17 protein-coding genes are annotated in these 21,233 nt (G+C 39.6%); 2 read left to right on the forward strand and 15 right to left on the reverse strand.

Features of this window, described 5'->3' with window-relative positions:
• Positions 1–3: 3 nt before the first annotated feature.
• The 9 genes from tuaD to LCD34_RS07820 form a co-directional block, all read right to left on the reverse strand.
• A complete protein-coding gene (gene tuaD, locus LCD34_RS07780; RefSeq protein ID WP_048002907.1) occupies positions 4–1,341 on the reverse strand; it encodes a UDP-glucose 6-dehydrogenase TuaD in 1,338 nt (445 codons plus the stop codon).
• A 75-nt stretch (positions 1,342–1,416) separates the two neighbouring features.
• Complete coding sequence (gene tuaC / locus LCD34_RS07785; protein WP_224558746.1) at positions 1,417–2,601, reverse strand: teichuronic acid biosynthesis protein TuaC; 1,185 nt, start codon at positions 2,599–2,601, stop codon at positions 1,417–1,419.
• The gene (gene tuaB, locus LCD34_RS07790) at positions 2,598–4,049 is read right to left on the reverse strand and encodes a teichuronic acid biosynthesis protein TuaB (protein WP_224558747.1); all 1,452 of its coding nucleotides are present in this window, start codon (positions 4,047–4,049) and stop codon (positions 2,598–2,600) included. Before tuaB ends, tuaC begins: the two co-directional genes overlap by 4 nt.
• Before the next feature lie 18 nt (positions 4,050–4,067).
• Complete coding sequence (locus LCD34_RS07795) at positions 4,068–4,727, reverse strand: sugar transferase (protein WP_008348294.1); 660 nt, start codon at positions 4,725–4,727, stop codon at positions 4,068–4,070.
• Between the two features lie 198 nt (positions 4,728–4,925).
• Positions 4,926–5,495 (reverse strand): hypothetical protein, encoded by a 570-nt coding sequence (locus tag LCD34_RS07800; protein WP_019743577.1) that lies wholly within the window; start codon positions 5,493–5,495, stop codon positions 4,926–4,928.
• A 144-nt stretch (positions 5,496–5,639) separates the two neighbouring features.
• Positions 5,640–7,130 (reverse strand): N-acetylmuramoyl-L-alanine amidase, encoded by a 1,491-nt coding sequence (locus LCD34_RS07805; RefSeq protein WP_224558748.1) that lies wholly within the window; start codon positions 7,128–7,130, stop codon positions 5,640–5,642.
• Positions 7,131–7,262: 132 nt separating this feature from the next.
• Positions 7,263–8,753, reverse strand: coding sequence for an N-acetylmuramoyl-L-alanine amidase (locus tag LCD34_RS07810; RefSeq protein ID WP_008348299.1), 1,491 nt, complete (start codon positions 8,751–8,753; stop codon positions 7,263–7,265).
• Between the two features lie 22 nt (positions 8,754–8,775).
• Positions 8,776–10,884 carry a SpoIID/LytB domain-containing protein gene (locus LCD34_RS07815; protein WP_008348301.1) on the reverse strand — a complete coding sequence of 703 codons (2,109 nt, stop codon included), beginning with the start codon at positions 10,882–10,884 and terminating at the stop codon, positions 8,776–8,778.
• A gap of 25 nt (positions 10,885–10,909) precedes the next feature.
• Positions 10,910–11,233, reverse strand: coding sequence for a LytA (locus tag LCD34_RS07820; RefSeq protein WP_224558749.1), 324 nt, complete (start codon positions 11,231–11,233; stop codon positions 10,910–10,912).
• A 181-nt stretch (positions 11,234–11,414) separates the two neighbouring features.
• Between LCD34_RS07820 and LCD34_RS07825 the strand changes: the two genes are divergently transcribed.
• Positions 11,415–12,338, forward strand: a complete 924-nt coding sequence (locus LCD34_RS07825; RefSeq protein WP_224558750.1) for a LytR family transcriptional regulator — start codon at positions 11,415–11,417, stop codon at positions 12,336–12,338.
• 50 nt (positions 12,339–12,388) lie between these two features.
• On the opposite strand, the gene LCD34_RS07830 is transcribed toward LCD34_RS07825, so the two are convergent.
• The 5 genes from LCD34_RS07830 to wecB all read right to left on the reverse strand — a co-directional run bounded on the left by LCD34_RS07830 (position 12,389) and on the right by wecB (position 18,441).
• Positions 12,389–14,218 (reverse strand): CDP-glycerol glycerophosphotransferase family protein, encoded by a 1,830-nt coding sequence (locus tag LCD34_RS07830; protein WP_224558751.1) that lies wholly within the window; start codon positions 14,216–14,218, stop codon positions 12,389–12,391.
• Positions 14,208–15,371 (reverse strand): CDP-glycerol glycerophosphotransferase family protein, encoded by a 1,164-nt coding sequence (locus tag LCD34_RS07835; protein WP_224558752.1) that lies wholly within the window; start codon positions 15,369–15,371, stop codon positions 14,208–14,210. The genes LCD34_RS07830 and LCD34_RS07835 overlap by 11 nt, the downstream gene beginning before the upstream one ends.
• Before the next feature lie 4 nt (positions 15,372–15,375).
• Positions 15,376–16,401, reverse strand: coding sequence for a ribitol-5-phosphate dehydrogenase (locus tag LCD34_RS07840; protein WP_224558753.1), 1,026 nt, complete (start codon positions 16,399–16,401; stop codon positions 15,376–15,378).
• Positions 16,394–17,110, reverse strand: coding sequence for a 2-C-methyl-D-erythritol 4-phosphate cytidylyltransferase (locus LCD34_RS07845; protein ID WP_135009623.1), 717 nt, complete (start codon positions 17,108–17,110; stop codon positions 16,394–16,396). Before LCD34_RS07845 ends, LCD34_RS07840 begins: the two co-directional genes overlap by 8 nt.
• Positions 17,111–17,307: 197 nt before the next feature.
• Positions 17,308–18,441, reverse strand: coding sequence for a non-hydrolyzing UDP-N-acetylglucosamine 2-epimerase (wecB, locus tag LCD34_RS07850; protein WP_224558754.1), 1,134 nt, complete (start codon positions 18,439–18,441; stop codon positions 17,308–17,310).
• Positions 18,442–18,709: 268 nt separating this feature from the next.
• Between wecB and galU the strand changes: the two genes are divergently transcribed.
• Complete coding sequence (gene galU, locus LCD34_RS07855) at positions 18,710–19,591, forward strand: UTP--glucose-1-phosphate uridylyltransferase GalU (RefSeq protein WP_008343198.1); 882 nt, start codon at positions 18,710–18,712, stop codon at positions 19,589–19,591.
• A 27-nt stretch (positions 19,592–19,618) separates the two neighbouring features.
• Here galU and tagH read toward each other — a convergent pair whose 3' ends face one another.
• Positions 19,619–21,223 (reverse strand): teichoic acids export ABC transporter ATP-binding subunit TagH, encoded by a 1,605-nt coding sequence (gene tagH, locus LCD34_RS07860; RefSeq protein ID WP_224558755.1) that lies wholly within the window; start codon positions 21,221–21,223, stop codon positions 19,619–19,621.
• Between the last annotated feature and the right edge of the window lie 10 nt (positions 21,224–21,233).

The raw sequence follows: 21,233 nt of genomic DNA on the forward strand, positions 1-21,233 counted from the left end.
CTATTATTGTGCCTTCGATACCAATTCTGTTTCCCATACGCCTGGGCGGCCGATGGACTGGTAAATAAATCCTCTCTCTTTCATTTCTGCTGGATCAAACAAATTCCTTCCATCAATTAAAATGGGAGAACGAAGTAGCTGCTTGATCTGATCCTTATCCATCTTCTGTACGTCATCCCATTCCGTTAAGATGAGACAAGCATCTGTATCTTTCACTGTTTCATAGAGATCATTGCTGAAGACCGCCTGCGGGCCAAGCTCTCTTTCTGCTTCTACATAAGCAATTGGATCATAGGCTTTGACAAAAGCTCCGAGCTCTCTCAGCATTGGGATAATATCTAGTGCTGGCGCTGAACGCATATCGTTTGTATTTGGTTTAAATGCGAGCCCTAAAACGGAAATCGTTTTTCCTTTAATATCACCGAACACACTCATCAGTTTGTTGACAAGATGGGCTCTTTGGTGGTTGTTTGTTTCAATGACAGATTCGATCAGCTTGAACCGGTAGCCAGCTGTTTCGGCCATTTTGAGAAGAGCCATCGTATCTTTTGGGAAACAAGAACCACCAAATCCAATGCCTGCTTTTAAAAATTTATGCCCGATCCGGCTGTCTAACCCAACGCCTTCGCTGACTTTTTCCACATCAGCACCAACTCTCTCGCAAATGTTCGCAATGTCATTGATGAATGAGATTTTTGTGGCGAGCATGGCATTTGCCGCATACTTAATCATTTCTGCACTTTCTAGATTGGTCTCAACCACTTCTGTTTGAAACGGATCATGCAATTTTTTAATGATCGTGGATGCATGTGCACTTGTAGAGCCAATCACCGCTCTCTCCATATTCATCGTATCTTGAATAGCTGAACCTTCCCGCAGAAACTCTGGATTGGAGACGACGTCAAATGGATATTTACTGCGTGAAGCCTTTTGAACAATGGCTTGAACAAGACGTCCTGTTCCAACTGGCACTGTGCTCTTATTCACGATGATTTTGTAGCCATTCAGGTGTTCCCCAACCGTTTGAGCCACAGCTTTCACGAATGTTAAATCCGCTTCCCCCTGAGGTGTCATTGGTGTTCCTACCGCAATATAAATAATCTCTGATTCTCGAATTGCAGCGGGAATATTGGTTGTAAAACACAATCTTCCCTCTTCTGTATTCTTCTCAATCAATTCCTTTAAGCCCGGTTCATAAATTGGAACGAGACCGCTTTTTAAGCTGTTGATTTTTGATTCGTCGATGTCACAACAAATGACGCGATTTCCGATATCAGCAAAACAAGTACCCGATACTAACCCGACATATCCTGTTCCAATCACAGCAATTTTCTTCAACATGTTTCATCCTCTCAGTAAAAGCATATTGGTCGTTCCAAACTGTTTATCTATCAGTCTTTGCACATTTCATCCTGTTTAAACGGTGGATGTTGATTGATTCAGCACCTTTTCATATTGCTGAATCAGGAGCGTAGCATTATGTGATGATGAATAATCTGTATGGACGATGTGGTGAAGATCGTTCTTCACTTGCTCGTTCCATCTGTTTTCATAAAGATAAGCGTGAATCGCTTCTTTTAGCTGACTCGTTGAACGCGGTTCAATGAGCAGATGTTGATAGGTAGAAAATAGTGATGGGAGACCACCAACCCGTGTTGCGATGACAGGCAGTTTTAAAGCGAGCGACTCAAGAACGACAGTCGGCATTCCTTCACTGTAGGATGGAAGGGCAAACAGGTCAGCTGCCATTAAATAATGTTTGACTTGTTTATTCGGCACCTGCCCCGGGAGTATAATGGATTCTCCCGCCCGTTCGGCCAGCTCCTTTGCGAGGGGGCCTTTTCCGACAAAGACGGCTTTTACACCCTCCATCCCGCTGACAGCTTCCGCTAATTCAAGCAAACCTTTCTCTTTGACTAAACGGCCGACAAAAACGACGAGCTTGTCGTGAAGCGGTAAACCAATCTGCTTTCTGATGGCTGTTTGATCCTCTGGTGTTCTAGAAAATGACTTGAGCGGAATTCCAAGCGGAAGACATTGTGCATCCACCTCTGTCATGTCATGTGTTTTCTTTGCCAGCTCCTCACTCACTGTGAGAACAGCAGACGCCTGTTTTACTGCTGCTTCGAAGGCTGCAAGCGCCCCTTGGCTATAGGTTGGATAGACGTTCACATCACTGCCGTGTAAGGTCAGAAGATAAGGGATGTTTGCTTCCTTTTTGATCACAGCTGCTGCGCCGCCAGACGGCATGGCAAAGTGCGCATGGATGAAATCCGGTGACAGTTCATAACGCTCCATTGCGCGCAGGACAGAAGCTGCGATTCGTTTACTCGGCTGAGCCCATTTTAGCTGTCCAGGCAGCGCTGTATAGAGCGGTCTGTAAACCGGCACGCCGCACCTCACTTCCTGCTCGGGAAGATCTTTTCTCTGACGATAGGAAGCTTTAAGCATCCGTAAGATAGGCGGATTGACAGGAGTAGGACAAATCACGCTCACTTCTACGCCTTTTTTGACCAGCTCCTGCACTTGCGTTTCATGGAAGACGCCTTCACTTGGATGTTTTTCACTAGGATATACACTTGTCAGCCATAGCACCTTCATGACGAACGACCTCTTCTCCATAATTTCCCTGCCATCTGCGGATACATTTTGACAAGTAGCAAGCTATATAAAACCGCACTTAAACCAATCGTGAGTAGTAATTGAAGCAGTATATCCGCTGATGTCAGCTTCATCCCTTGATGAACAGTCACTGCGCAGGCGGCCATTAACAGCGTCATGACAGCAGGCTTTACGAGTGATTTTACATACACCTTCATATCTAGCTGAATGACATAAGCCATCAGCCACCTGCCGACAATGAAGTTCAGCAGGCTGACCCCTGAGTAGACCCAAGCTACAGTCAATAGACTGCCAGTATGGACTCCTGCATATAAGGCGCATCCATATACGATGAGCATGCCTGTATCCCAATAAAAAGCTAAGTCAGCTCTTCCTTTTGCAAGAAGGATGGAACCATTTGGATTCATCAGCACACGGAGTAGACCAACAATGCACAAAATATTCAAAACCGGGACCGCCACTAGCCATTTCTCTCCAAACACCACTTCTATAAAGCTTTCTGATACGGCAGCAAGACCGATGAGGAGTGGAAAACTAATGAGTGCAAGCATATTCGTCATGCTTAGGAAGCCCTCACGCAGCCTAGAATGATCACGCTGACTTTTTGCGAAAACTGGGAAAGCCACTCTCGTCACAATCGGGTTAATTTTCAGCACCGGGATTGTGACGATTTGATAAGCCAGGCTGTAAATCCCTAAAGCTTCTGCTCCAAGAAACCGTCCTATTAAAATCATGTCGATATTTGAGCCTGCCCGATTGACGAGTCTTGACGCAAGCTGGAAAGCCCCGAAGGAGAAAAACTCTTTCACTTCCCCTAATGCGAAAACGGGTGCTGGGCGCCACTTCTTCCAATAAGCCGCTGCATACATGAGACCTTTTCCTGATTGAAGCAGCACTTGAGAGACCACATAGGCCACAATTGGATTGATAAAAAAGGCTAGAATCAGTAGAACAATCAGCGAAATGATCGTCGCTATCGTCTCAATCGTACTTAAGGTTTTAAAGGCTAAATCTTTCTGCATCATATATTGGTATTGCTGACCCATTGGTGCAATGAGAAACATGATTGATAATAACTTGAGCAAGCCTTCCAGCTCAGGTCTGGCATAAAAGGCGGCAATCAAGGGACTTACGAGGATCAATACACAAAACAAGAGAATTCCCGTCAGCAAGTTGATCCAATATAATGTAGATAATTGACGTTCCGTCGTTTGTTCCTTTTGAATGATCGCAGCACCGATGCCTAGATCAAGTAAAATCTGTGTAAATATTGTGACCGTTGTGATCATGCCAACGAGTCCAAATTCTTTCAGTGACATTACGTTTCCTAAAAAGGCGAACTGTGCAATTTGGATGATGGTAATGATCAATGCGGACAAGCTTGTCCATTTTGCTCCGCCCAGCAGGCGATTTTTCATACTTGCCATTTCTCTTCCCTACTTTACTTATCTGGCTCCGTCACCAGTCACGATGACTTTTAACGTTTTTACCATAATCTTCGTGTCGAGAGAAAATGTCAAGTTTTGAATATACTGTAAGTCGTGTGATAATTTTTCACTTGGACTCATTTCATATCCCCCATTTACTTGAGCAAGACCTGTCAACCCTGGCTTCACTGTCAGTCTTTTTGTAAAGCCTGGAATCGTCCGATTAAATTCGGCAGTAAACATTGGTCTTTCAGGACGTGGACCTACAATACTCATTTCTCCTTTTAACACGTTGATAAATTGCGGCAGTTCATCAATTCTTGTTTTTCTGATGAATGCACCCACTTTGGTGATACGAGGGTCATTTTTTTGCGCCCATTTCGCTCCTCCGCTTTCTGCGTTGGTTCTCATCGATCTGAGCTTCCATAATTTAAAGTAGACACCGTCTTTTCCGACCCTTTCCTGCATATAAAAGGCTGGCCCTGGTGTTTCTAGCTTAATTAAAAGGGCAAACAGTAAAATGATTGGCGTACTCAACATCAATCCGATGAACGAGAACACGACATCTATGAAACGTTTTGCAAATAAATATCGAACCATATGTTCTGTTAAAGCAAAAGAGTGGTTTCGTCTCACTTCATATTCTCTGTAAAGGTTCATCGCTTTCTCTGCGCTCACTGACCTGCACCTCACCATTCAAAGTAGTTGTTGTGTAAAGAGATGTTCTATGAAAGTCAGTTTAGCAGAGCAACATTAAGCAAATGTAAATAGGCTGTTAAGTCTTGTAAAAGTGTGTTAAGAATGTGCCCTTATATCAAGTTATGCCCTTTTAAACGTAAAAAAGACCCGCATTTCTGCGGGTCTACGTGTCTTTTTTTATTTTGCCTTTACGGATTCGATCGTCTTCAGTCTAAGCGTTCCGTTTGCATCTTTTGTATACGTTACTTTCACTTTTGATTCTTCTTTTAGGCTGTTCACTTGTTTAGAAAATGTATTTCCGAATTGAATGGCTACTTCTTTTCCATCAATGTTGACAGCAATTGTATGTCCATCAGCCAAACCGACATATGTGCCTTCTTTGGTGACTTCATTTTTCTTCGTTGTAGATTCTTTTTTTGTTTTAGATTCAGCTTTTGACTGATCATTTGTCGTTTCTTCTTTTGTGATTTCCTTACTTGAACTTTCTTTTGCATCTTCATCAGATTGACCTGCTTGGTCTTCTGTTTGAGCAGCTGTTTCTTTGCTTTCATCATCTGCTTTTTCACTTGCAGACTTGTCTTCCGTCTTTTCGTCTGTTGCATTTTCTTTCTTTTGATCTGCTGCTTCAGTTGTTTCTTTTTTGCTGTTATCCGTATTGTTATCGTTTGACTGATTTGATGTGCCGCATGCTGTGAGCATTACTCCTAGAAGTAAGACTAAAAACGGCATTGTGATTAATTTTTTCAAGATCGTCACCTCTTCATGATTTGTCGATTTGCTGTCATTGGAAGGCAAATACGTGAAAAATCCACCCTCTATGTTTCAATTATAACAAAAATAACCTGAAATGAAATGTATTTTTAACTTGACATATCATTCATCCGATCTATTTTATTCAAAATATTGAGATACACCTGCTGCGATTCCTGAAGCCAGCCGCTCCTTGGCAGTCGTTGATTTTAATATACTGGCATCAATCGGACTAGTTACGAACCCCGTTTCAAGCAAGATGCTGGGCATTTTTGAATACTTGATCACGTAGAATCCTGCTGTCTTCACACCGCGATCTCTTGTGCCAAGGGCTTTCACCATCTGGGGCTGTACCTTTTGTGCCAGCCTTAAACTATTGGCCGAAGCATACGTCGCATCATAATACGTTTCTGTTCCATTTGCACCGCTATGATCATTTGCATTGGCATGGATGCTGATGAACACATCCGCACCAGCCTGTGATCCTTTGCTTACACGTGTTTGCAAGGAATCAAATGTATCAGATGTTCTAGACATGACCGTCAGCGCACCCGCTTGTTTGAGCCTTGCTTGCAGTTTTAACGCGACATCCAGATTAACGTTTTTTTCAAACAGCCCATTTCCTACCGCTCCAGCATCCTGTGCACCATGACCTGGATCAATAAAGATGGTTTCACCTAACACATGATTTTTCAGCTGTGTGATCACACTGGTTCGTATGGTTGATGTTCCGCCCAACACTGTAAATGTTGAAATCTTTTTAGACCCAATGACACGACGAATCGCATCTGGCACAGATTGAGCATCTGTAAGAAGAAGGGTTTGCCCTTGCTTGGCTGCCGTACTTGCCGCAGCTGCCGCATCGGCATATGCATAGCCGTTACTCATATACGTTTGGGTTGTCTTCATCGGGTATGTTTTCGCAATTCGGGCTGCCACTTCATACCGATTAGCTCCACTGATTCTCACGGGTGATGGCAGCTTTTGATAGGCTGCTTGATTGACACTTGTTTCCCCGCCAATCACAATCGTCCGTTTCACCGCTTTGCTTTTTAATAGATTGGCTGTTTCCTGCCGCAGCCCTTTTGCATCGGTTAATAAAATAGGAAAGCCCTGTTTTGCAGCATACGGAGCAATCGCCACAGCATCTGCATAAGCAGAACCATTCACAATCACAGCTGTATCAACACGCTTCATTTGTTTAGCAACGTTTGCCGCCAATTCATATCGATTCTTTCCTTGTATTCGCGATACGGATAGATTCATTGCTTTTAGCTGCGCTACGACTTTTTGCGAAATGCTTGCGGTTCCGCCAAGAATGATAACACGCTTCGTTTTCAACTGCTGAAGACCTGACTTAGTTGCACCTGAAAGACTGCTAGTATTCGTTAACAGCACTGGGGCTCCTTGCTGAAAGGCATACGGCACAGCACTTAGCGCATCTGCATAAGCCTCACCGCCTACTAAAACAACTGTAGGTGCTGTCGACCAGCCACGTTTTGCAGCGTTAACTGCCACTTCATATCGATTACTCCCCTCAATCTTTGATACATTGTGCTGCGCAAATGCTGATGGTGCATATAAACATAGTGAAACCACAATTAAAACAAAACATTTGATATAAGAATGCATGAAGTCAACCTCCTTGGTTTTGAACCCTTCATCCTGGAAACACTTCATGTACTTTTGAAAAAAGGCTGCCGAGAGTCGTTTCTCGAGCAGCCTAAGAGGTGTATCTTAGGCACCCCTCATCTGTATGTTTTCTTATCTAAAATAGCCTGAAACACCGCTTGAAATACCTGACGCTAATCGATCTTTATAAGTAGCAGATTTCAAAATATTTGAATCAACTGGACTGGAAACAAAACCAGTTTCTAAGAGAACACTTGGCATCTTAGAATATTTAATCACATAGAAACCAGCTGTCTTCACGCCACGGTCTCTTGTGCCTAATGCACTGACCATTTTAGGCTGAATATTTTGCGCGAGCTTCAAGCTGTTTGTTGCCGCATATGTTTTGTCATAATACGTTTCAGTTCCATTTGCACTGCTGTTATCATTTGAGTTCGCATGGACACTGATGAAGATATCTGCATTTGCTGACGCACCTTTGCTCACCCGTGTTTGAAGACTGTCGAATGTGTCTGATGTTCTTGACATCGTCACAAGTGCACCTGCGTTGTTTAACTTTGTATTTAGACGTTTGGCTACATCTAAGTTTAAGTTCTTCTCATATAATCCGTAGCCTACCGCTCCTGAATCATGAGCGCCATGACCTGGGTCAATGAATACTTTTTTGCCAACGACAGGATTTTTCAATTGATTCACGACAGTTGGTGTCACTGTATTTGTACTGCCAACGACAGTAAATTTGGTGATTTTTTTGCTGCTAATCGTCGCTCTTGTTACCTTTGGCAGCGTCTTTTCATTCGTTAGGAGCAATGCTTTGTTTTGCTTTGCTGCAATTCCTGCCGCAGAAGATGAAGTGGCATAGCCAAACCCTCTTCCTACATAGGTATTATTTGTGCTCATATTGTATTTTTTCACAATATTCGCAGCCACGTCATAACGAGTAGAGCCTTTGATTCGCGTTGGAGATTTTAATTGATTATAAGCTGCTTTTGTGACGTAATTCTCTCCGCCTACGACAATGGTTTGTTTCACATTGCTTGCTTTTGCAACAGAAGCGATTTCAGAACGAAGGCCCTTTTTATCTGTATATAGAATTGGGAACCCTTTTTGTGCCGCTACAGGTGCAATGGCAATTCCATGTGCATAGAATGACCCTTCAACCACAACGACGCCAGCTGGCGTTTTCATTTTTTTCGCGATATTTGCCGATAGCTCATATCGGTTTTTTCCTGAAATACGTTGTGTAGAGATGCCCATTTTCTTTACTTGATTGACCACGTTGTTTGACACACTTGATGTGCTGCCTAAAACAATAACTGTCTTCGTTTTTAAAGCCGTTAAGGCTTTTTTTGTATCTCCAGAAAGGCTTGTACTATTTGTGTAAAGAACTGGTCCATTTTTTTGATGTGCCAGTGGAATTCCTGCTGTTGCATCTGCATATGCAGTTTTCCCCACTAAAACAACTGTACTTGCTGTTCCCCATCCTTTTTTCGCTACGTTTGCTGCTACAGCATACCGGCTCCCACCATCAATTCGGGAGACCGAGTTATCTGCTGAAGCTGTTGGAACAATAACGAAAATGGCGATGAGGCTGAGGATGGCTGTTTTGATCATTGAGCGCATCTTCTAAGTCCTCCTTTTATTCTTAATAGTTTGTTAGTTTTGTACCTGGATAGTAGAACGAAAGTATGGAAGAATACGAGTTTCCAGATTCAGCTCTAGCTTTGGCGCCGTATTGACTCATACCAATGCCGTGACCATAGCCTTTTCCTGAAATCGTGAAATCATTTGTATTATTCTTTACTGACGCAAACGTACTTTTCACCTTTGTTGCGCCCATGACTGTTCTAAACTCTGTCATTTTCATACTTGCCGTTGTACTTTTGTTCACTGTATACGTACCTGTTTTGTTTTTCAGATGGTAATTCAGCTTGATTGAAACGGTCTTCGCACGCTGACCTTTTGTTTTTCCTGAGAATGTCAGGCTTGAAATAGATGCAATTCTCATGTCAGATGCAGCTGTTTCTTTATTTTTCAACAGCCATGATTTTAGACCAGCAAGGTCGGCAGCATTGGCTTCTTTTGCCTTAGACCACTCAGAAGCTGCTGTACTTGCAGTCAACGTAGTGCCTAATTGCTTTTTAGACAACTTCAGTGTCCACGCATTGACAGGATCTTTTGTGTCTTTTTTGGCGACTAAGTATGGCAGTGCATTCCCCCATACTTCTTCACTCGCCTCAGTGTATCCGCCATTACTAGAATAATAGGTGGCTGAAATAAGTTGATTGTTGTATTTCAGAACCTTGCCTTTTGTGGCATCCACAGCTTTTGTCGAATTTGTGTACCAGTTATATCCTCCATATACTTGGAAGGCTGTTGTATCAGGTACGACTTTTCCAATACTTTTCACTGAATACGTTCTAGCGGCAACAGCTTGTGCTTTTAATGCCTCAACATGCCAGCTCGCAGGCATTTCGTTTGGCACAACACCTTTTAGATAGTCTTCAAATGGAATATTTTCATTAGTCGGCCTGATATATCCTGATTCAATGGCAAAGTTGACGTTACCTAAGTAAGGCTTCCCTGCGATTTGAAGGACATTTTTGGTTGAATATTTCTCAGGAACAACTCTTAATGTGTTATACGTCTTAATGCCTTTTAATGAAATTTTTCCGTTAGAAATATTCAATTGGTAGTTTTGATTTTTTTTCAGATAGACTTGTTTGGCTAAAGAATTTTTTAAACTATCTGTAATCGCACTTGTGCTACCAGCAAGATGGTAAGCATATGTACCTTTTTCTTTCAGCAATGCTTTTAATGACGCTGTGACAGAATCCGGCTTCACATACACAACGGTACTGTTAGATTTTGCAGCCAATTGCGACAAAGGCATTGCATAAATATAGCTAGAGGCTTTTGCCAAGTACACTTTATCTGCATTAATGTTTAATTTTTTAATGATATTCACAGATAATTCATAGCGATTGGCACCGCTGATTCGTGTCACCTGTGAGGTTTTCTTGATTTGATTTTCTACTTTTTGTCCCGTACTTTTTGTACTGCCGATGATAATGACTTTACTTGGCATTTTATAAGACGGAATGGAATCTTTTTTTGTTAATAGGATTGGGTATCCTTTTCTCGATGCATAGGATGCAATTGCAATCCCATTCATGAATGAGTTCCCGCCGACAACAATTGCTTGCTTATAGTTACCCATTTCTTTGGCGATTTTTTGGGAAATTTCAAATTTGTCTTTCCCACTAATGCGTCTCACTTTTCCATACTTTTTGATTGATTTCTCAGCAGCTGTTGAAATACTTTTCGTATTCCCGACAATTAAGATGTTATCAGGATTCATCTTTTTCAACTGATTTTCGGTTGTCTTCGTTAGCTTTTCAATGTTCGTGTACAAAATTGGGGCGCCTAATTTGTATGCTAACGGCGATACAGAAATGGCATGATCAAAAGCATCTCGGCTCACAATCACAACGGTTGAAGGATTTTTCCATCCTGCAGAAGCAATACTATTGGCTACTTCGTAACGATTTTTGCCGTCGTATCTTTTCGTCACAGCGACATTTGATCCTGATAGTTTGTATTCCCCCGTTGTTGAGAAATCCATGCTGTTTTTGTTTCCGATATAGTTAGACAGTTTTACTGAAATTGTCGAGCTGGCCATGGCAGACTGAAAAGGTGCAATTAGTAGTGTCAGTGTCATGAGAACGATAAGTGTAATGCCTGTTTTCTTCAATTTTGTTCATCCCGCCCATCTTTTTTTACTTCTGTTTTTCAATCTTTTGAATTTCTTTTTGACCATTGTCATTGATAAAGTAAAAGATTTCTACTTTGTCACCTGGTTTAAATTCATTTAATACATCTTTAAAATTATCCGTAAATTCATAGCTTAAGGTCGTATTCACTTTTTTTACTTCGACTGTATGTGCATCAGCCATTCCAATAAATTCAGCTTTTTCTTCCAGCACCTGAGGAGTTGAACTGCTTGTCTTGTTTTCTCCTGAGGATTGCTCAGCCGTTCCACATGCTGTGAGCACGATACCTAGTAGTAGTATTAAGAACGGTAAAACGACGATTTTCTTCATTTTTTTCACCTCATGTCTTTGTATCGTCTTATAACTTAATATTTTAAGGTAAATTTAAGGTTTTTTGAAACCTTTTTTTTGTTACAACGTCTATATCTAGGTTCAGAGTAAAAAAATACTTGTTTATCAAGATTCGTAAACCTATAATCATGGAAGAATGATAGAAAAGGTGAGGGACATTATGAGAGCTGAGAGAAAAAGAAAGAAAAAGAAGGTTCTTTGGATTGTTTTATCGATTATTGGCTTATTCGTATTAGCCACTGGCGGATACGCGTATCATCTTTGGAATACAGCCGCATCCACTGTCGCAGGCATTCAAGAGAACTTAAAGAAGTCAGATAAGCGTGACAAAGATGTCGATTTAAGTAAAAAAGACCCGATCTCCATTTTAGTCATGGGTGTCGATGAAAGAAAGAATGACCGAGGCCGTGCAGATACATTAATATACATGACAGTGAATCCGAAAACGAAAACAACTGAAATGGTGAGTATCCCCCGTGATACGTATACAAAAATTGTCGGAAAAGGCACAATGGATAAAATCAACCACTCTTATGCTTTCGGTGGTACACAAATGGCTGCAGATACAGTAGAGGAACTGCTTGATGTACCTGTGGATTACTTTGTGAAAGTGAATATGGAAAGTTTCAAAGACATTGTCGATACACTTGGCGGCATTACAGTGAACAGCACGTTTGCTTTCAGCTATGATGGCCATTCATTTGGTACAGGAGAAATTAACCTGAACGGCGATCAAGCCCTTGCCTATACAAGAATGAGAAAGCAAGATCCTAAAGGTGATTTCGGCCGTCAGCAAAGACAGCGTCAAGTCATTGAAGGCATCATTGCAAAAGGCGCTAACATTTCATCTATTACGAAATTCGGCGATATGTTTAAAGTCGTTGAAAACAACATGAAAACGAATATGTCCTTTGACGACATGTGGACGATGATGAATGATTATCGTGATGCAAGACAAAATGTGAAACAGCACGAGCTGAAAGGTACAGGCGCACGAATCAATAATATTTATTACTATCAACTTGATGACAGCAGTTTAGTGAAAGTGAAGAAGGAATTGAAGGATAGTTTGGAAGCTTCGTAAATAAAAAACACCTTTCTTATAGAAAGGTGTTTTTTTCATTATAAAAGAAGTTATCCTTGTTTTTCATCGCCTTCTTTTTGTTCTAAGAAGATCGCATCCACTACTCTTTTACTCGATTGACCATCCAATTCATCGAAGAAATACTGTACAAATGAATCTAACTTTTCGAATTCATACTGATTGTTCTTAACAATTGAAACGAGTTCACGACAAGTTCTAGCTAGTGGGCCTGGGATAAATGAGAAGTACTCATAATAAAAATCACGTGTTCGAATATACTCGTCCACATCATAACTAAAAAAGATCATTGGCTTTTGTAGCAAAGCAAATTCAAAACAAACAGATGAATAGTCAGTTATCAGAACGTCTGCAATTAACAACAGTTCATTGATCTCTCTAAAATCTGAAAAATCATAGAAAAATTCACTATATTGATATGGAATATTAATTTGATTTTTAACAAATGGATGAATTTTAAACAAGAAAATATATTCGTTATTCAGCTCTTGATAAAGCTGATCATAATTTAATACTTCGAACGGATAATGAGCAGACTGCTGGCCATTTCCTCTAAAAGTCGGGGCAAATAAAATCACCTTTTTCCCTTTTAGAAAAGGATATTCTTCATATAAACTTGATCTAACTTCAGCTTTTTTCGCTTCATTGAAAAAGAAGTCTGTTCTAGGAATTCCTGTGGCAATGACATTTTCAATATCTACACCAAATCCCTCTGCATAATGCTTACGGATATGATCAGAACTGACAATGACCTTCGTATAGTTCCTATGATTTTTAGATGTCGGCGATGGGCCTCCTGGTAAACCTATACGACTATAACCAAATGTCTTAAATGCCCCCACAGCATGCCATAATTGAACAAGATCAGCATTTTTTCGGATCTTTAATGGATAGATGATTGGATAAAAATCATCTATTAAAATTTGTCGGCTTGTAGCAAAATGATAGGCCATTTGCACATATTCTGCGATACTTTTTTTCGTATTAATACTCTCTTTTAAGAAAAACTGAAAATCAAACGTTTCGTCTCTATTAAGAAGCTCTTGATAGACAAATTCAAAGTTTCCTGATAAATCAGTACGACTGTCTGATGCGAAAGTGATTTTATTCTGTTTTACTGGCAGGATACAAAATAGTTGATATAGAATTTGAAACATAACACGCTTCATTTTACGAATTATACGATTTTCATTTTTCATAGTCGTCTCTATTAACCCTTGGTCAATTTCTTGGAGTTTGTGTGATGATACATAAGCTGTTTTTTCCTCTTCATCGTATGTAACAATGAAATTATACTTCAATCTTTTCTTTCCTGAAAAATGTTCCATTTTGGTTGCATAGATATCCTGCTTCAGGAATTGATTTATATTTCCTAACGTATGAGTCTCATGGTATTTTATATTTTGTTCATCTAGTACTTCTAACTCTAAATATAAATGAAAATTCCCGTGCGGTAACGGCTTGCCTCCATTTACCTTTGAAAAGTTAATTTCTTGATAAAAACCAGCCCATTCGTACTCTTCAGAAAACCCCAGCCGCTGTCTTTCTGATTCGTCCAAACGTTGATTTTTCAGAGGAATGGATTGTACGACATCCCCTTTTTGAACGATTAACAACTTTTTTCTTACAGTGTCTTCTCTCAGCAAGGGAATACCATCAATATACATATACCCCTCAATTGTTAAGAATGATTCATACCAGTTAAATTTTGTTATCACTCTTATAGGTATATTCTTATTGGTGATGACATCTTCTGCTTTATCGAATAGTGAGAATAACTTTTCTTCACTTATTTCATCTACATGATTAAGATTTTTTTGAACACTCCTTTTCCTGAATAGTGTCCCTAGTTTAAATTTCAAAAACTCTCTCTCCTTCATTCAGTAAGCTTAGTATAAGTGAAACAACACGTTCTGTAGAATGTCCATCACAACGATTCATGAACCGCTTTGAAAATGAACGAAAGTCTGTTTGTGTTTTATCCAAACTTACATTTTTCAAATCCTCTATTAAAGGCTCCATTTTCGTTCTAATAGGTCCTGGTGCAAACTCATGAAATGGATAATAAAAGTCTCTCTCTTGCACATAGTTCTCTAGATCGGGACAATAGAAAAACATTGGCTTATTTAATAGACTATATTCAAATATAACTGATGAGTAATCTGTCACCAACACATCAGAAACAATCATCAACTCATATAAAGTAAACTTCTCAGATATATCTGCTTCTCCAAATGAACTTTTTCGCATATAAGGGTGCACATTAATGAGCAGTTCATAATGCTGTGGATCTAAATGTCTAAAAAGAGTTTCCTGATTCAAAAGAAGTTGCTCCCCATGCTGCTTATTAACTCCTCCTCTATAAGTTGGAGCATATAGCACTTTCACTTTATTCTTCAATTCTGGGTATTCCTCATGAAACCTCTTTTTCACTTCATGAATATGCTCTTCTGAATAAAAAAAGTCTGTTCTTGGAACTCCTGTCGCTAATATTTTTTGCTTAGGCATATTAAACGCTTCAGAAAACGGACCAATTGCTTCTTCTGAACTCACTATTGCAACATCATAATTTGAATGAACAGGCACAACTTTTAAATAAGCAGAAGAAGGTCCTCCCTGCTTATCCTTAATACTGTGACCAAATTTTTTAAAAGCACCACAAGCATGCCAAATTTGAACAACCTTTGTTTCTGAGCGCTTTTTAATTAAATAAAGTGGATAATAGTAATCATCTAATAAGAGCACCTTACAAGTAGCAATATGATACAACGTTCTTAATAAATAATTAATATAGAAAAACTTCCCTAGGAACCCGCTTTCTGACTTTCTGAATAATAGAACAATTTTTAAATGGGGTTGTTTTATCAATTCATCATATACGTTCTTGAAATTTTCATTTATATTATTATCTCTATAGGAAGCAATCACAATTTTTTGCTGATTTACCGGAATTAATTTAGAAAAGACTGTGTAGACTATTTGAAAAAAAACTTTCACAATTTTTGTCATATACATTGTGTTAGATTTCCCATTTCATGATAGTTTTCCCCCATGAAGAAGTCAAATCTTCTTCAAATGCCTTTCCAATATCCTCTATACTTCTCACAGTATGGACTGCTCCAATTAATGTCTCCAAATAATCTACAATCTCAGGAAATTCATTTAGTAGATTAACAGTATTAACAAAGTCTTTGCTGCCACTTCTACTGCTTCCAATGAAAATAACCCCTTTTTCGAGAATCATTCTTGTTGCTACCTTCACAGGGTATTCTGACACACCTAATAAAGCCACAGATGCCTCTGGCTGAGTATAATCAATGATTTGTTCTATTGCACTTTCACTGCCACGTCCACCGACACATTCAAATGCATGATCGACTCGAAGGTCTTTTGGTATATCATTAATTTGATAAACTTCATCGACAAAAGAGAAATGTTCTAATTTATATTGGTTCTTTCCAAAAACGTATACTTTACAAGAAGGATAACGTTTTTTGAGTATTAAGGAGGTGATAAATCCGAGATTCCCATCCCCCCAAACACCAAATGTATCTCGTTTTTGGTGAGCCACTCTTTCAAACCTACTCATTGCATGAACAGCAATTGTAATTAATTCAATAAAAGCGGCTACATGAAGGTTCATTTGCTCTGGAAGGGCAACAAGGCGATCCGGATTCATGAACATATAATCTTGCATGAACCCATCATATCCACTTGACCTGAAATAGCTTGAGCGCAGGTAGTTCTCCGCAATAAATTCATTTTCTTCATTTGGAATATTTGGGACCATCACCACATGTGTCCCTACTTTGAACGTTCCTGTAGGATCATACATCACTTTCCCTACACCCTCATGAATAAGCGCCATAGGAAGCTTTTTATCCATTGCTTCCTTACCTCTAGTACCTGTAAAGTAACGCTGATCAGCCGCACATATTGACAAGTGGGTTGGTCTAACAACGACTTGACCAGAAGTAAATTCCTTATCCTTATAAGTCACTTCAAATTGTCTAGCAGAAACCAATCGATATGTTTGATTAATCATTTTTTATGTTCTCCTGTAAAATAGCATTCGCAACTTTTAGATCGTATGGTGTCGTTACTTTTATATTAAATACCTCGCCTCGGACTAAATTCACTTTTTGTCCTGCTAAAATACAAATTTTACACGCATCTGACAACACCTTTTTCTGTTCTTCTGTTAGTTCGCCATAAAGTCTTTTTAAGAGAGAGATCTTAAAACTTTGAGGTGTTTGGCCTTGATACATGTTGTCACGTACAGGAATATCAGTAATATTTGCTCCATCTTCTGATGTCACAATTGTATCTATAGCAGGGATAACAGTATCGACAGCATCATGTTCTAAAACGGCATTAATATTTTCTTCAATAATTCTATGAGTTAAAAAAGGTCTTACTGAATCATGTGTAACAATGACATCATCATCATTTAGCCCATATTCTTTTTCAATAAAACGAACTCCACTCATGATCGATTCGTTCCGATCTGTTCCGCCCTCAATTACTACTAATCTATCATCAGCATGTATGTATTTTTCTAGTATATTCTTCGTATGGTTGATCCATTCTTTAGGAGTTACAATGATAATCTTCTCAAAACGATCATTTAATAGAAATTTTTCAACAGTGTGAATAATGATAGGGCGATTATTTAACGGTAAGAACTGTTTTGGCATATTAACATTACCCATTCTAGAACCTTTCCCACCAGCTAATATTTCTGCATAAATCATACTTAATACCCCTCTCAATCATATCAAATAAAAAATGGCAATATTTCAACACGAATAGATTGTAAAATATATTACAAAAAAACCATTCATATCTTAATATATGCCATTATAATACCACATTTTTATATTTTTTTAATTATTGATTTAGAATTTGTAACATGTATCGACAAATTTTTCTAACATATGAATGGTCATTTTCAAAATGACTGCGGCTTGACATCCGTTAATCCATAGTGATAAAGAAGCATTTCAACAATTCGTTTCGACGCTTGTCCATCACCATAAGGGTTAGAAGCCTTCGACATGTTATCGTACTCTTCCCGGTCTTCTAACAGCTCTTTTGCCATCTGATAAATGGTTTCTTCATCCGTTCCTGCAAGCTTAAGCGTACCAGCTTTCACGCCTTCAGGACGTTCTGTTGTATCACGCAGCACTAATACTGGCTTTCCTAAAGAGGGAGCTTCCTCCTGCACACCGCCTGAATCCGTTAAAATAAAGTGCGACGCAGCAGCAAAGTTATGGAAATCAACCACTTCAAGCGGCTCAATTAAGTGCACACGATCAAGATCACTGAATTCCGTCTGTGCCGCATCACGAACAGCAGGATTTAAATGGACAGGGTATACGACTTGAACATCTTTAAATTCTTCTACAACACGGCGAATCGCTCTAAACATGTTCTTCATCGGCTGACCAAGATTTTCTCTGCGATGAGCCGTTAACAAGATCATTTTATCTGTGCCTATTTTCTCTAAAATAGGGTGTTGATACTGCTCTGTAACCGTTGTTTGCAATGCATCAATTGCTGTATTTCCTGTTACAAAGATGGTCTCTTCTTTTTTATTTTCAACTAAAAGATTCTGCTTTGCCTCATGTGTCGGCGCAAAATGAATATCGGCTATATTTCCTGTCATTTGACGGTTCAATTCTTCTGGAAACGGTGAGTATTTATTATGTGTTCTTAACCCCGCTTCAACATGACCTACTGAAATTTGGTGATAAAACGCAGCCAAACTTCCTGCAAAGGTTGTTGTTGTGTCTCCATGCACAAGCACAATATCAGGTTTTTCCTGTTGGAATAATTGATCTAATTTCAACAGTGCATTTGATGTGATTTCAGATAATGTTTGACGTTCTTTCATAATATTTAAATCATGATTGGGCGTAATATCAAAAGCTTTCAGCACTTGATCAAGCATTTGTCGATGTTGAGCCGTCACAGTAACTGAAGATTTAATTTGTGGATGTTTTTTTAGCTCAAGGACAAGGGGTGCCATTTTAATCGCTTCAGGCCTCGTCCCGAATACAGTCATTACATGTAATGTTCTCAATAGTCGATGCCTCTTTTCTTCTCAATTATTGTATGTTGTTCATTATACAAAAGAATAAGAACGAATCCTAATCATTCTATTCTTAATCTTTACATCACCTTTACTCTTTTCAACATGAATATTTACACAAGTTCTTTACAATTGGTTTTAAATCTTACTCGTAAATCATTTGTCATTTCTATCATTTGTAAGTTACACTTTATGAAGGATGAAAAATGAAGGTCATGTCACATCATTTTTTCTATATGTAAGGAAGGTGCAAAGTTCATTGAAAAAAGTACGTAAAGCCATAATACCAGCAGCAGGTCTCGGAACACGTTTCCTCCCTGCCACAAAGGCTATGCCTAAAGAAATGCTACCAATCGTTGATAAACCAACCATTCAATATATTATTGAAGAAGCCGTTGAGTCAGGAATTGAAGACATTATTATTGTCACTGGAAAAGGGAAAAGAGCCATTGAGGATCATTTCGATTTTGCGCCAGAGCTTGAGCGCAATCTAGAGGAAAAAGGAAAGAGTGAGCTTTTAGAAAAGGTGAGAAAATCCTCTAATATTGCTGATATTCATTATATTCGCCAAAAGGAACCTAAAGGACTCGGACATGCCGTTTGGTGCGCACGCAACTTTATCGGTGATGAACCCTTTGCTGTTTTATTAGGTGATGATATCGTCCAAGCCGAAACACCTGGACTTCGCCAGCTGATGGATGAATATGAAAAAACCCTTTCGTCCGTGATCGGCGTTCAGCAGGTAGCGGACAGCGATACGCATCGCTACGGGATCATTGACCCTCTTACCCAAGAAGGGCGCCGCTACCAAGTGAAAAACTTTGTTGAAAAGCCGCCGCAAGGAACCGCACCATCCAATTTAGCCATTTTAGGGCGCTACATTTTCACGCCGGAGATCTTTATGTACCTTGATCAACAAGAAATTGGTGCAGGAGGAGAAATTCAGCTGACAGATGCCATTCAAAAGCTCAATGACATCCAGCGTGTATTTGCCTATGATTTTGAAGGAAAACGATATGATGTCGGAGAGAAGCAAGGTTTCATTGAAACGACGCTAGAGTTTGCCCTTCAAGATGAAGAGCTCAAGAAAAAACTCATTCCATTTATGAAACAACTTCTTGAAAAAGAAGAAGTGAATTAAAAAAAGCTGCCGGCATCGGCAGCTTTTTTATTTGGTCGCTGAAACGGTCAGCGTATGCTGTTCATTATCAATGACAAACAGGTTATGTTCGCCCTTTACTGCGAACTTCGTTTGTTTCTCATTCATCCAGACATTCTGTTCTGTCAGTCCAAGTGTTGAAGGAGAGATAGGCATGATCTCGCGGAACACCATCGTATTTGCCTGGCCATTTTGAATCACATAATCGGTTTTCTCAGTGGTCAGCCGCTCAACGGTATCACCTTGCTCACTTTTGACCGAGCTAAGTGTTTGCATTCTTTGCTTCAGCACAGACTCTTCTTTTCCAAGGAAAGAAAGTAAGTACTCATACGAACCTGCAGATGCGGGTGATACGTAGGAATTGAACTGTGCTGGTCCTATGGATAACGGCTTCAATTCATCTGCGTTTTGTAGCGCATCAGGTTTCACATAATACGTCTCTGATGCTGTTTCGATTTGAATGGCTTTTTTATTTTTAGCCACAGCCTTTACTTCTTGTCCAAACGATAATGTGACGTCTGCCTTTTTTTTCATGGCCCTGTCTGTATAAACCGTCATTGGATCTGCCTTAACTATGGCCTGTTGGTCAATCTTTTTCATATCATCAGGGGCACCTTTCGTCTCATAGTTCGTTGACTGGGGCGCCTCTGTTTTACCTGAAGGAATTGCACCAAATGTCGCAAGTGTACGAAGCGGACGATCCGAAAACATTGAAAGGGCAAGTAAGATGGTTAAAACAGCTATTATAGTGACTTGAAACGCCGGTCCGAAAAAGGAACGTCGTTTTCCAGTGTCATTATACCTCGTGACCTTCTCTGTCGTTTGTAGGCCTTTTCGACCTTCCTTCTGTTCTGATTGATATTTTTGTTTCTCTTTCTTGGAAAGCTTGTTAAACCAATCAACAAACTCCTTATACTCTTTCACAACCTTTTTCGTATCATCAAACATACGAAGTTCACCATAATGCATCCAAGCAACCCGATCACAGATTTTTTGGATTTGACTAATGGAGTGACTCACGAAAAAGATCGTCTTTCCTTGTTCTTTGAATTCGGTGATGCGATCCACACATTTTTGATAGAAGGTTTGGTCTCCTACAGACAGTGCCTCATCAATAATGAGGATATCTGGATCTATATGTGCTGAAATAGCAAAACCAAGACGGGATTTCATTCCGCTTGAATAGCTCTTTACAGGCTGGTCTATAAAGTCTCCAATATCCGCAAACTCTACGATTTTTTCATAAAGATCGTCAATTTCCTTATTTGTCAGACCCATCATTAAGCATTTTAAACGAATGTTGTCTTTACCGCTTAACTGATTGTTCAGCCCTGCCGCAATGGCAATTAACGATGGCTGGCCGTCCATATCAATCTCACCACTTGTCGGTGGAATGATTTTCGCTAGAAGGTTCGACATCGTGGATTTCCCAGAACCGTTGATCCCTACAAAACCAATCGTCTCTCCTTCATAGACATCAAACGACACATCACGAACGGCAAAGAAACCTTTTTCATTTTTATTAGGAAAAAACAGCCCTTTAATCTTGTCAGACTGCTTTTTATATAAGACGTATTGCTTGGATACGTTTCGAAACGAAACCTTTAGTTTCATCGTATAATCT

This window comes from Bacillus sp. RAR_M1_44, assembly GCF_020165935.1.
GTDB lineage: Bacteria > Bacillota > Bacilli > Bacillales > Bacillaceae > Bacillus > Bacillus altitudinis.